The following is a 13102-nucleotide window of genomic DNA, read 5'->3' on the forward strand; positions in this document are numbered from 1 at the left end:
AAGCCCCGCCGGGATCAACCGGCGGGGCTATGGAGGCTGCGCTCGTTTCGGTTGTGGCCTCAGAAGCCCATCACCCGGGCCACGGTGGCGGTCTCCGGTTCAAGGCCGGTGTGGAACTTCGAGTCGTTGTGCTCGATCGCCGTGGTGGGGTCCTTGAGGCCGTTGCCGGTGAGCACGCACACCACCGTGGCCCCCGCTGGCACCTCGTGACGACGTTTGATCAGGCCGGCCACGGAGGCGGCACTGGCGGGCTCGCAGAACACGCCCTCACCACTGCCCAGCAGCTTGTAGGCCTCGATGATCTCGGCGTCGGTCACAGCCATGAAATCACCGTTGCTCTCGCTTCTCGCCTTGAGCGCCCGCTCCTTATTCACCGGGTTACCGATGCGGATGGCGGTGGCGATTGTGTCGGGCTGCTCCACCGTGTGGCCCAGCACCAGGGGGGCTGATCCAGCGGCCTGGAAGCCCATCATGCGGGGAAGGCGGCGGCTGTGGCCGGCGGCCTTGTATTCGTTGAAGCCCATCCAGTAGGCGCTGATGTTGCCGGCGTTGCCCACGGGGATGCACAGCCAATCGGGGGCCTCGCCCAGGGCATCCACCACCTCGAAGGCGGCGGTTTTCTGGCCCTGCAGGCGGAAGGGGTTCACCGAGTTCACCAGGGTGATCGGGTATTGGTTCGCCACCTCCTGCACAATCGCCAGGGCCCGGTCGAAGTTGCCCTTCACGGCCAGCACTTCAGCGCCGTAGAGCAGGGCCTGGGCGAGCTTGCCCTGGGCCACATAGCCATCGGGGATCAGCACGAAGGCGCGCATGCCACCACGGCGCGCATAGGCCGCAGCTGCGGCTGAGGTGTTGCCCGTGCTGGCGCAGATCACCGCCTCGGAGCCCGCTTCCTTGGCCTTGGAGATGGCCATGGTCATGCCCCGGTCTTTGAAGGAGCCGGTGGGGTTAAGGCCGTCGTATTTGAGGAACACCTTCACGCCCTTGCCGATCCGCTCGGCGATCACCGGGGCGGGGATCAGGGGGGTGGCGCCTTCGCGCAGGGTGATCACCGGCGTTTTGTTGCTCACCGGCAGCCACTTGCGGTAGCCCTCGATCAGACCGGGCCAGTCCTGCATGGCCGGGCGGCGTCTGAAGGGCAGCAGGGGCACGGGTGGCTGGGGCGCGGTCTAGAGCCGAATCTACGGGGCGGGTTTCGCCTCGGTGGCGTCGCTGTTGCCCCTCAGCCCATCCAGCGGCGACTCCATAAAGAACTGCACCAGCTCGCTGATGGATTTGGCCTTCTGCATCACGGCTAGCAGAGCCGGGATGCTCACCTCCATTTCGTCGACGGGGTAGGCCTCGAGGAAGCTGATGGCGCTGAGCTTGCCATCGGTGGCTACCAGGGCATTGATCACCCCCGCTCGCAGGGCCGGCACCCCGGCCGGCTTCGCATACAACGGGTAGATGATCTGCGCGATCCGCGCCAGCAGGGCCTCACCCAGGCGGGTGCTGAGCAGGCGGCTGGTGAGCAGCAACGGGATCGAGAGCTCTGCCTTGAGCAGCTTGCTCACTTCAGCGGGGTCCACCCGGGCAAGCATCAGCACGTCAGACATCAGCCCGCGGGCCCGGCCGGTGTCGGCTAGGTACACCAGGTCCGACACCGGAATCGAGCGGCGAAAGGCCCCTGTCACGAACACCACGTTTTCGGCGGCGATCGCCCCAGGGCTGCCCATCAGGCCGAGGCTCAGCACAGCGGCGGTAAGGCGCTGTCGCTTGCTGAGCCTGGGCATGGTTGATGGCGCTGGATTGGCCAGACCCTAGGCCGGCTTCCGCTGCAGATCAGCGCCCACCAACACATCGCGCACCAGGTGCACCACGCCCCGTTCGGCCAGGCCGCGGGCCAGCTCGGCCCCCATGCGCCGCAGCTCCGTTTCCTGCAGCAGCCTCGGCAGTCGCTTGAGCAGCAGCTGAGGTTCGAAGCCCGGCAGCTGGCGCAGGATCGCCACCAGCCGCTGGATCGGCTCCAGTGAGAGCAGCTCGGCGTCGTTGGCGCTCATCGGCAGCCGGTTGCGCAGGCCCGGGGGGCGCAGTGGCCGCGGCAGCCGCTGGGCGATGCGCAGCGTGGTTTGCCAGCCGAGGGCATCCATTTGATTCACCGCCGCTTCCACCAGCTGGCCCCGCAGCATCCCGGCGTTGGGGGAGAACAGAAAATCGAGCACTTGATCCAGCAGCCCATCGAGATCGAGCTGGCTACCGCTGGCGGCGCTGCTGATCAGGTTGTCGAGCCGCTGCCAGCGGAAGATCTCGCCATCAAACAGCATCTCTTTAAGGCTGTTGCGCAGCTGCGGATCGGGATCCTCCATCAGCCGCCGCGCGAAGTAGGGATAGGCGGCACCGAGGATCTTGAAGTCGGGATCCACGCTCAAGGCGATGCCTTCCAGGGTGACCAGCGAGCGGATGATCAGCGCGTAGTAGGGCGGCACCTGGAAGGGGAAGCGATACATCACACCGCTGAGGTCGTCGGTGACGGCCTTGAAGTCCATGCGGCTGACGCCCATTTCCAGCGCCTGCCCGAACACGCCTTCGAAGGCCGGCACGATTGGTGAGAGGTCCACGTCTTCCGCCAGGAAGCCGAGGCTCACGAAGTCTTTGGAGAGCTTGCCGAAATTGCGGTTCACCAGGTGCACCACCGCCTGAATCAGGCCGGTGCGGCTCTCACGACTCACCTCGCTCATCATCCCGAAATCGAGGTAGGCGAGGCGGCCGTCGGGGAGGGCCAGCAGGTTGCCGGGGTGGGGATCGGCATGGAAGAAGCCATGCTCGAGCAGCTGCTGCAGCGAGCAGTTCACGCCCACCGTCACCATGTCGTCGGGGTCGATGCCCAGCTGGCGCACCGCCTCGAGGTTGGTGAGTTTCACCCCATCGATCCATTCCATCGTGAGCACCCGCCGGGCCGTGGCCTGCCGGTAGATGCGGGGAACGGCGATGCGAGGGTTGTGGCTGTGGAGCGCTGCAAACTTCTCGGCATTGCTGGCCTCATTGCAGTAATCCATCTCCTCGAACACCCGCTTGCCCAGCTCATCGATCAGGGCCACCAGATCGGAGCGGATTAGGCCGATGTTGCGGTTGAGCCAGGCAGCGATGTTGCGCACGATGTAGAGATCGAGCGTGATCTGCTCGCGCAGGCCTGGGCGCTGCACCTTCACGGCCACCTTGTCGCCATTGAGCAGCACGCCTCGGTGCACTTGGCCCAGCGAGGCGGCTGAGATCGGTTCGCGTTCGAGTTCGGCGTAGATCGAGGGGATCGGGGCGCCCAGGTCTTCCTCGATGCAGGCCATCGCCAGGGCTGAATCAAAGCCTGGTAGTTGGTCCTGCAGGCCCGCCAGCTCTTCGAGCAGCAGCGGCGGGATGATGTCGGGCCGGGTGGAAAGGGCCTGGCCGGCCTTGATGAAGGCGGGCCCGAGCGAGGCCACCAGATCGGCGGCTTCCTTGGCCCGGGCCTGAGCGTGCTCAGGGTTCTTGAGGCGGCGGGTGAGCCAGTCGATCGCCACGCTGAGCATGTAGAGCCCAATGGGCACCAGCGTTTGCCAGACGCGGCGGATCAGGCGTTGGGGGGCGCCGGCATAAATGCGGCTGATGGCTGCCGGGTCGTATTCCAGTAAGCCGGAGGCCTCGATGAAGTCGCTGAGGTCGGCGGGCTGTGGGTCAACGGCAGCAATGGTCAGGGGTTTTGTCTCCAGGTCTTCGCCCAGCACGTTGTGCCGCATCGCGGCGCTGGCGGCTTCCAGGGGCGTAAGCGAACGGTTGGTGGTTGGCATACCGCGGGTTGGGGCCCCGGGTGCCCTTTCAGTGTTGTCCCTCTTCTAAACGAAAGACACAGCCGCTACGGTCGGGCCGACTACCCGGCTGTAGCCGCGTCGCCCCCTTGCTCACTGGACTGCGCCTTCAGAACATCGCGCTGATTGAGCAGTTGCAGCTCGATTTCAGCGACGGATTCACGGTGCTCACCGGTGAAACCGGCGCTGGTAAATCCATCTTGTTGGATGCTCTCGACGCTCTGCTTGGCGGCACCGGCCCACGCTTGCTGCGCCAGGGGAGCGAGCGCGGTGTGATCGAAGCCAGCTTCAGCCTTACCCCCCCTCTGCAGAGCTGGTTGGCGCAGCAGGAGTTGGAGGCTGATGACGCCGAAATCCTGCTCAGCCGCGAATGGCGCCTCAGTGATGAGCGCCTGAGTAGCCGCCATCGGCTGAATGGGGTGGCGGTGAATCGGGCGCAGATCCAGGAGCTGCGGCCACTGCTGCTCGATCTCACCGTGCAGGGCCAAACCCAACAACTGGCGCGCCCGGGCCAACAGCGCCGCTGGTTGGATCGTTTCGCCGGGGAGGGGCTCCAGGCCCTGCTCATACCGGCGGCCGAGGCTTACCGCAGCTGGCGCTGCGCTGCTCAGCAGTTGGAGCAGGCCCGCAGCAATTGGCAGCAGCTGCAGCAGGAGCGCGAGCGCCAGGAGCAGGTCTTGGCAGACCTTGAGGCGGCCCAGCTGGAGGATCCCGCCGAACGCGAGCAGTTGCAGGCTGAAGAGAACCGCCTCGCCCATGGGGTGCGCTTGCAGGAAGGGGTGATGACGCTCCTCGGCCGCCTGGTGGATGGTGCTGACGACGCTCCCTCCGCTCTCGACCATCTGGCCGCTTGTGAGGGGGAGTTAGCGGCGATGCAGCAGCTGGATCCGTCGATCGCTGAACTGGCGGGCTGCGCCAGCGATGCTTTGGCCCAGCTGCAAGATCTGGCTCGCGATCTCGATCGCTACGGCGCCTCGCTGGAGAGCGATCCAGACAGCCTTGGGCAGTTGCAGGAGCGCATCGCCCAGCTCAAAGCACTGGAGCGGCGCCATGGCAAAACCTTGGCCGAGCTGATCGAGTGGCGCGATCAGTTGCGGGGGCAGCTGGCGCCCGGCGGCGCTGAGGCCAGCCTGGAGGCCCTCGAAGCGGCTGAGTTGGCAGTGCGTCGCCAGCGCGACCGCTCCAATGCGGAGCTCACCACCGCCCGCCAGGCTGCCGCGGCACACCTGCAAGAGCAATTGATGCAGGCCCTGCGGCCCATGGGCTTGGCCAACGTGCGCTTCAGCGTGGCGATCGAGCCGGCGGCCCCGGGCGAGGAGGGCGCTGACGCCGTGCAATTTCTCTTCTCCGCCAACCCCGGTCAGCCCCTGGCACCGCTGGCGGAGGTGGCCTCCGGCGGCGAGATGAGCCGCTTCCTGCTGGCTCTCAAAACCTGCCTGGCCGCGGCGGACCAGCACGTGACGCTGTTGTTCGATGAGATCGATACCGGTGTGAGTGGCCGCGTCAGCGGCGCCATGGCTGAGCTGCTGCAGCGGTTGGCCCAGCAACGCCAGGTGTTCTGCGTCACCCACCAGCCCCTGGTGGCCGCGGCGGCCGACCACCACTTCCGCGTGGCCAAGGAGGTGCGCGGCGGCACCACCCACACCCAGGTGTCCCAACTGCGGGACACCCAGGCCCGCCAAGCGGAACTGGCGGAACTGGCCGGGGGCGACTCCGGCGAAACGCGCAGCTACGCCGCCAGCCTGCTGAAGCGGGCGGGCTAAGCATCCGACCAATCCCCGTAGACTCCCCTATTCCCGAGCCGCCCGGATGCCCCGCGCCCTCGCCAAGAGCGTGAACGAGAAAGCGGCCCTGCAGGCGCTGAATGGCGGCTCGCTGGAGGACGTGATTCGGGTGCGCGGCGCCCGGCAACACAACCTCAAAAACGTCGACGTCACCATCCCGCGCAACCAGCTGGTGGTGTTCACCGGCGTGAGCGGCAGCGGCAAGAGCTCGCTGGCGTTCGACACGATCTTTGCGGAAGGTCAGCGCCGCTACGTGGAGAGTTTGTCGGCGTATGCGCGGCAATTCCTCGGCCAGGTCGATAAGCCGGATGTGGATGCGATCGAGGGGCTCTCCCCGGCCATTTCGATCGATCAAAAATCCACCAGCCATAACCCGCGCTCCACGGTTGGCACGGTCACCGAGATTCAGGACTACCTGCGGCTGCTGTTTGGCCGGGCCGGTGAGCCCCACTGCCCGGAGTGCGACCGCTCGATTCGGCCTCAGTCGATCGACGAGATGGTTGATCAGATCCTGAAGCTGCCGGAGGGCACGCGCTACCAGTTGTTGGCCCCAGTGGTGCGCGGCAAAAAGGGCACGCACGTGAAGCTGCTCTCAGGCCTGGTGGCCGAGGGCTTCGCGCGGGTGCGTATCAACGGCGAAGTGCGCGAGCTGGCCGACAACATCGAGCTCGACAAGAACCACGCCCACAACATCGAAGTGGTCGTTGATCGCCTCGTCTCCCGCGAGGGCATTCAAGAACGACTCACCGATTCCTTGCGCACGGCCCTCAAGCGCGGCGACGGCCTGGCACTGGTGGAGGTGGTGCCCAAAGCGGATGAGGAGCTGCCAGAGGGGGTGGAGAAGGAGCGCCTCTACTCCGAAAACTTCGCCTGTCCGGTGCATGGCGCTGTGATGGAGGAACTGTCGCCGCGGTTGTTCTCGTTTAACAGCCCCTACGGCGCTTGCGCTGATTGCCATGGCATCGGCCATCTGCGCCAGTTCACGATGGAGCGGGTGATCCCGGATCCTTCGCTGCCGGTGTATGCGGCGGTGGCTCCTTGGGCGGAGAAAGACAACGCCTATTACTTCTCCCTGCTCTATTCCGTAGGTGAGGCCTTCGGCTTCGAGATCAAGACCCCCTGGAATGAGCTTTCTCCTGAGCAGCACGAGGTGTTGCTCCACGGTTCCAAGGAGCCGATCTCGATTCAGGCCGATAGTCGCTACCGCAAATCGCAGACGTATGAGCGGCCGTTTGAAGGCATCCTGCCGATCCTCGAGCGCCAACTGCGCGATGCCAGTGGTGAATCAATCCGCCAGAAGCTGGAGAAATATCTAGAGCTGGTGCCCTGCGCCAGTTGTCATGGCCTGCGCCTCAAACCGGAAGCTTTGGCGGTGCGGGTAGGGCCCTATCGCATCCATGAGCTCACCAGCAGCAGCGTGGGTGAAAGCCTGCGGCGCATCGAAGAGCTGATGGGCGTTGGTGCTCACGAAGGGGATGAGCCATTGCTGAATGCTCGCCAGATCCAGATCGGCGATCTGGTGCTGCGCGAGATCCGCATGCGGCTCAAGTTTCTGCTCGATGTGGGGCTCGACTACCTCAGTCTTGATCGCCCGGCGATGACACTCTCTGGCGGTGAAGCCCAGCGCATCCGTTTGGCCACCCAGATCGGCGCTGGTCTCACCGGCGTGCTTTACGTGCTCGATGAGCCGAGCATCGGCCTGCACCAGCGTGATAACGACCGGCTGCTCAACACGTTGATCAAGCTGCGCGATCTGGGCAACACCCTGATCGTGGTGGAGCACGACGAAGACACGATCCGCGCCGCTGATCACATCGTGGATATCGGCCCTGGAGCTGGCGTGCACGGCGGTCACATCGTGGCCGAAGGCGATTTCAATACCCTGATTAGCGCGGAAGACTCGCTCACCGGTGCCTACCTGAGCGGTCGCCGTTCGATCCCCACCCCGGCAGAACGGCGCGACACCGGATCCCGCAAGATCACCTTGGTGGGCTGCGAGCGCAACAATCTCGCCGGCTTCGATGTGGAGTTTCCGCTGGGCCGGCTGGTGTGTGTGACCGGTGTGAGCGGCAGCGGCAAGAGCACGATGGTGAATGAGCTGCTGCACCCGGCCCTGGAGCACAAGCTCGGCATGAAGGTGCCTTTCCCCTCCGGCGTGCAGGAGCTGAAGGGGATCAAGGCGATCGACAAGGTGATCGTGATCGATCAATCACCGATCGGCCGCACGCCTCGCTCCAACCCCGCCACCTACACCGGCGCGTTTGATCCGATCCGCCAGGTGTTCGCCGCCACGGTGGAGGCCAAGGCCCGCGGTTATCAGGTGGGTCAGTTCAGCTTCAACGTGAAAGGTGGCCGCTGTGAGGCCTGCAGCGGCCAGGGTGTGAACGTGATCGAGATGAACTTCCTGCCTGATGTCTACGTGCAATGCGATGTATGCAAAGGCGCCCGCTACAACCGCGAGACGTTGCAGGTGAAATACAAGGGCTACACCATCGCCGATGTGCTGGAGATGACGGTGGAGCAGGCCTCAGAGGTGTTCTCCGCCATCCCTCAGGCGGCAGATCGCCTGCGCACCCTGGTGGATGTGGGCCTCGGTTACGTGAAGTTGGGCCAGCCGGCGCCCACCCTCTCAGGTGGTGAAGCCCAGCGGGTGAAGCTTGCCACCGAACTCTCCAAACGCGCCACGGGTAAGACGCTCTATCTGATCGACGAACCCACCACCGGCCTCAGCTTCTACGACGTGCATAAGCTGATGGATGTGATTCAGCGTTTGGTCGACAAGGGCAATTCAGTGCTGGTGATTGAGCACAACCTCGACGTAATCCGCTGCTCTGACTGGATTATTGATCTCGGCCCCGATGGTGGTGATAAGGGCGGCGAGATCGTGGTGACGGGCACTCCAGAAGAGGTAGCGGAACATCCCACCTCTCATACGGGGCGCTATCTCAAGCAGGTGTTGGAGCAGCATCCGCCACAGCCCGTGGCGGCTTGATCAGTCCTGCCTGATCCTCAGCTGGGTCTCTGGCAGGCGTTTGCGTCTCCTCAAGGGGTCGCTGATGCTGCTATTCAGTTCAGCAGCGGCACCAGTTCGGTCATCGTTTCGTTGCTGCCGAGCCCAAGGTGCTGACCGCTGCCAGTGTCGTCTTCGGCTTGAAGTTCCGCTGTATTGAGTCGCAGGCTGCGTCCGTCGCTGAGCACAGCGGCCAGCACGGTGCTGCGGTCTTCGCGTAGATCGATCAGCTGATCACTGCGTTCCTGGAAGCGCACCCCGATCTGGCCGATGTCGCCCCGTTGGCAGCGACGCAAGCTAGACACCTCCAGGCGCTTGAGTTGGCCTGAGCGGCTGGCCAGCAGCACGCAGCCTTCAGGCTTCACACCGGCCGCGCCCACCACCGTTTCACCAGGAAGCAGCCGCAGCAGAATTGGGCCCTGGGCGTTGCGGCCCATTACCGGCAGGTTGGCCTCATTCACGGCCAGACGCAGCAGGCGGCCGGTGGAACTGCCCACCACCAGCTCTTCTGCGTCGCGGCACAGCACCACCCGCTGGAGGGTGACGCCGTCTTTCAGTTTGAGCACCGAAGCTGCCCGGCCGGAGAGCTCCTGAAAATCCTCGATCGGCAGCCGTTTGAAGCGGCCATCGCTGCTGAGCAGCCCAATGCTCGCGCCAGCGGCGGCCTCGCGAGCGGGCAGGGGTAGCAGCTGCACCACCTGCTCGCCGTTCATTCCCTCCGGCAGGAATTTCTCCAATGTTCCCGGCTGCTGGCCGGCAAACTCCCAGCGCAGCAGGGCCACCCGGCCCGCATCGGTGAAGGCCAGCAGGGCTGGCTTGTCGCTGATCGGCAGGATCAATCGTGCCGGTGAGGGGTTGTCGCCCAGCGGTGCCGGCTCATCCAGGTGCAGGCGACCCAGCAGCTGCGGACCCACCACCTTCACCTGGCCATCGGCTTGGATCACCAGACGGCCGTCGCTCGCCAAGCCCTCGAATGCGCGCTGACGCAGCACTTCGGTGTTGGGGCGTTGGGCAGCCGTGCGTTGGGCCACCAGTTCATCGCCGCCTTCCACCAGGCGCGTGCGGCGTGGCGTAGCAAAGCGCTTTTTCAGCGCTTTGAACTCAGCCACCATCGCGTCCAGCAGGGCCGGGCGTTCATCCAGCAGATGACGTAGCCGCGCCCGCTCGACCAGCAGGTCTTCCGCTTCCTTGCGCAGACTTTCCTGCTCCAGGCCTGTGAGCCGCCTCAAGGGCATCGCCAGCACCGCATCGGCCTGACGCTCGTTCAGATCCAGATGCACCTGCAGGCTGGCCCGGGCGCTGGCGGCATCGGGAGCGGCGGTGATCATCTCGATCACCTTGGGTAGGGCGTTGAGGGCGGTGATCAGGCCTTCCACCACCTCGAGCCGGTCTTCGGCGCGCTTGAGGGCGTGCCGGGTGCGGCGGATCAGGGTGAGTTCGCGGTAGTCGAGGAATTCCTGCAGCAGCTGGCGCAGGGTGAGCTGGATCGGCTTGCCGTGCACCAGGGCCAGCAGGATCGCGCCGTAATTGCTCTGCAGGGCGGTGCGGCGTTGCAGTTCAGCCAGCACCGATTCGGGGTTGCTGTCGCGGCGCAGTTCCACCACCACCCGCATGCCTTCGCGGTCGGATTCGTCGCGGATATCGGCAATGCCGTTGATCTTGCCGTCGTTCACCTGCTCCGCCAGCTTCTCGATCCAGCCAGCCTTGCTCAGCTGATAGGGCAGCTCGGTGATCACCACGGCGCCGCGCTTGTGGCGCCCTTTGCCGGGTTGGATTTCCTCGATGTGGGCCACCCCCCGCATCGGGATGCTGCCGCGGCCATACAGGTAGGTGTCGCGCACGCCGCTACCGATCAGCACCTCGCCGCCGGTGGGGAAATCTGGGCCGGGCACCAGCTCCAGCAGCTTCTCGTCGCTCAGGTCGGGCTTGCGCACCAGGGCGATCAGCGCATCCACCACTTCGCCGAGGTTGTGGGGGGGAATGTTGGTGGCCATGCCCACGGCGATGCCGGTGCAGCCGTTGAGGATCAGGAAGGGCAGCTGGGCGGGAAGCACCGTGGGCTCCTGCTGGGAGCCATCGAAGTTGGGGGCGAAATCAACGGTGTCGTCGCCGATCTCATCCAGCATCGCCTCGTTGGCGATCGGTGCCAGGCGCGTTTCCGTGTAACGCATGGCGGCCGGCGGGTCGTCGTCCACCGAGCCGAAGTTGCCGTGGCCATCCAGCAGCGGGTTGCGGCTGGCGAAGGTCTGCACCAGCCGCACCAGGGCGTCGTACACCGCCTGGTCGCCGTGGGGGTGATATTTGCCGAGCACGTCACCCACCACGCGGGCGCACTTGCGGTAGGGGCGATCGGGGGTGAGCCCCAGCTCGTGCATCGCGTAGAGGATGCGGCGCTGCACCGGCTTGAGACCGTCGCGGGCATCGGGCAGGGCCCGGCCCACGATCACGCTCATCGCGTATTCCAGATACGACCGCTGCATCTCCTGATGCAGCTCGATCGGCTGGATGCGCCGGTCGTCGGATGGATCCGGCAGCGGCTGATCGGGGCGCGCCTTGGGCATCCGTTGCTCAGGCCGGGGGGCTGAAAGTGGCGCTCAGCCTACCGATGCTGTGCTTAACCGTCGCCCAGGTCGTCGGACGCGCCCGCATTGGCCTGGGCGCGCTCCACGTCGGCCTTGAGGGCTGGTTCAGCAAGCAGTTGCGCTGCAGCGCTGCGCAGTCTGGGCCCCCAGAGTTGCTCCTTCTGCCAGCTCTCGAGCACGTAGTTCGGATCCTCGGCCAGGGCCTTGGCCGCTAGCTGCAAGCTTTCGGTGTTGCCGGGTTGGGCTGCGTTTAGCGCTGCAGCCAGGGCCAGGTTGGGTTCCGCTGCATCCTTGATGCCCACCACTCGCCGCCAGCGTTTGATCGCTTCGCCGGCCTTGTTTTGCTCGTAGAGCACCAGCGCCTGGTTGTTGATCGCTTCCCAGAAATCGCTGCGCAGTTTTGAGGCCCGTTCGAACGCTCCCAGGGCATCGCCCGACTTGCCCATCAGGATGTAAGCGTTGCCCAGATCGAAGTAGGCGCCAGCATTTTTGCCGTCGAGCTTCAGGCCTTCGCGGATCAGGTCAGCCGCTTCTGAAGGCCGGCTGTCCTTGAGGGCCAGGGAGCCCTGGGCAAACAGGATGCCGGCGTTCTTCGGATCGAGCTCCCGTGCTTTGGCGAGCGACACGGCAGCTTCCTCATTCTGATTGCTGCGCAGTTGCGCCTCCGCCAGCAGCACCCAGCCCCGCGGATCATCCGGGATCAGTTGCACCGTGAGGGCTGCCAGCCGGGCTGCATCGTCCGCCTGGCCGATGCGCAGCAGCCGGGCCGCCGCCTGGGCAATGCCGAGGCCCGCCCCTTCGAGATTGCGTTCCGCCGGCACAGCCACATACGGCACCAAGGCGTGGGCTGGCTGCGCGGTCGTCAGGGCCGAGAGCATCAGGGGTGCCGCCGCCAGAACCTTTAACCAGCGCGCAGCCATCGATGCAAAACGATCACAGTCGCAGGTTAGGCAGGGGCGCCAGGGCTGGCTGCGGCAGCACGGATGTTGCGCCGCCACATCGCTGGTTTGATCCGCCGCAGGGCGGAGGCGCGCAGCTTCTCGTCCCATTCGGCATCGCTCCAGGCCAGTGCTTCTTCGGCGTGTAGATCCAGCCACCAGGGCCGCGGTTGCATGTCGGGATCACTGCTGCCTTTCAAGGCTCTGTGATTCCACGGGCAGACGTCCTGGCAGATGTCGCAGCCAGCTACCCAGCCCTCCAGCGCGCCGGCGATCGCGGCGGGTAGCTCGGGATTGCGGTTTTCGATGGTGTGGAACGCGATGCAGCGGCGGGCATCCACCACAAATGGTTCTGTGATCGCGTTGGTGGGGCAGGCATCGAGGCAGGCGCTGCAGGCGCCGCAGGCCGGCACCGCCGGCGGGTCGGCCGGCAGCACGGCGGTGGTGAGCAGATGCCCGATCAGGAGCCAGGAGCCGTGCTCGCGGCTGATCAGGTTGCTGTGTTTGCCGATCCAGCCCAGGCCTGCTTCTTCCGCCCAGGCCTTGTCCAGCAGTGGCGAGCTGTCCACGCAGGCCCGCCAGCCCACCCCCGGCAGCTGCACGTCTAGCCAGCGCCCGAGGGCCCGCAGCCGCCCATCGATCACCCGGTGGTAATCGCGCCCCCAGCCGTAGCGGGCCACCTTCAGGCTTCCCGCTGCCCGCTCCGCCTCCACCCAATAGGGCAATCCCACCGCCACCACGCTGCGCACCCCTGGCAGCAGGGCTTCCACAGCGCGGCGGCGCGGGTCGGCCATCCAGGCCATGTCGGCTTGGTGGCCTGCGGCCAGCCAGCGCTCGAGGGCTGCGGTGCGTAGGTGCAGTCGTTCGCTGCCGGCGGCTGAGGCGATGCCTACCGCCACAAAGCCCAGCTGCCTGGCTTGTTGCTTAAGGGTGTCAGCTAGATCCACCGCCCCTACGATTGCGCGATTGC

General features: G+C 65.6%; 8 protein-coding genes. 2 read left to right on the forward strand and 6 right to left on the reverse strand.

From position 1 onward, the window contains the following. Positions 1-59 precede the first annotated feature (59 nt). The 3 genes from thrC to KJJ24_RS11630 all read right to left on the reverse strand — a co-directional run bounded on the left by thrC (position 60) and on the right by KJJ24_RS11630 (position 3800). Positions 60-1118 carry a threonine synthase gene (thrC, locus tag KJJ24_RS11620; protein ID WP_214343621.1) on the reverse strand — a complete coding sequence of 353 codons (1059 nt, stop codon included), beginning with the start codon at positions 1116-1118 and terminating at the stop codon, positions 60-62. A 63-nt stretch (positions 1119-1181) separates the two neighbouring features. Continuing rightward, complete coding sequence (locus KJJ24_RS11625; RefSeq protein WP_214338889.1) at positions 1182-1772, reverse strand: alpha/beta hydrolase; 591 nt, start codon at positions 1770-1772, stop codon at positions 1182-1184. Positions 1773-1799: 27 nt separating this feature from the next. Next, complete coding sequence (locus KJJ24_RS11630) at positions 1800-3800, reverse strand: AarF/ABC1/UbiB kinase family protein (protein WP_250544712.1); 2001 nt, start codon at positions 3798-3800, stop codon at positions 1800-1802. A gap of 107 nt (positions 3801-3907) precedes the next feature. On the opposite strand from KJJ24_RS11630, the gene recN reads away from it, so the two are divergent. Together recN and uvrA are read left to right on the forward strand one after the other, a co-directional pair. Then, the gene (gene recN / locus KJJ24_RS11635) at positions 3908-5581 is read left to right on the forward strand and encodes a DNA repair protein RecN (protein WP_214338891.1); all 1674 of its coding nucleotides are present in this window, start codon (positions 3908-3910) and stop codon (positions 5579-5581) included. Between the two features lie 46 nt (positions 5582-5627). After that, positions 5628-8594, forward strand: coding sequence for an excinuclease ABC subunit UvrA (gene uvrA / locus KJJ24_RS11640; RefSeq protein ID WP_214338893.1), 2967 nt, complete (start codon positions 5628-5630; stop codon positions 8592-8594). A 74-nt stretch (positions 8595-8668) separates the two neighbouring features. Here the strand turns inward: uvrA and KJJ24_RS11645 are convergent, their stop codons facing one another. From KJJ24_RS11645 to queG, 3 genes are read right to left on the reverse strand one after another with little or no spacing between them, the layout of a single operon-like run. Further along, positions 8669-11173: a DNA topoisomerase (ATP-hydrolyzing) subunit A gene (locus KJJ24_RS11645; protein ID WP_214338895.1), complete on the reverse strand. Its 2505-nt coding sequence runs from the start codon at positions 11171-11173 to the stop codon at positions 8669-8671. 53 nt (positions 11174-11226) lie between these two features. Beyond that, entirely contained in the window at positions 11227-12114 is an 888-nt protein-coding gene (locus KJJ24_RS11650) for a tetratricopeptide repeat protein (protein ID WP_214338897.1), read from the reverse strand. A gap of 26 nt (positions 12115-12140) precedes the next feature. Next, positions 12141-13079 carry a tRNA epoxyqueuosine(34) reductase QueG gene (gene queG, locus KJJ24_RS11655; RefSeq protein WP_250544719.1) on the reverse strand — a complete coding sequence of 313 codons (939 nt, stop codon included), beginning with the start codon at positions 13077-13079 and terminating at the stop codon, positions 12141-12143. Positions 13080-13102 lie beyond the last annotated feature (23 nt).

The sequence above is a fragment of the Synechococcus sp. LA31 genome (assembly GCF_018502385.1).
In the GTDB taxonomy this organism is placed as follows: domain Bacteria; phylum Cyanobacteriota; class Cyanobacteriia; order PCC-6307; family Cyanobiaceae; genus Vulcanococcus.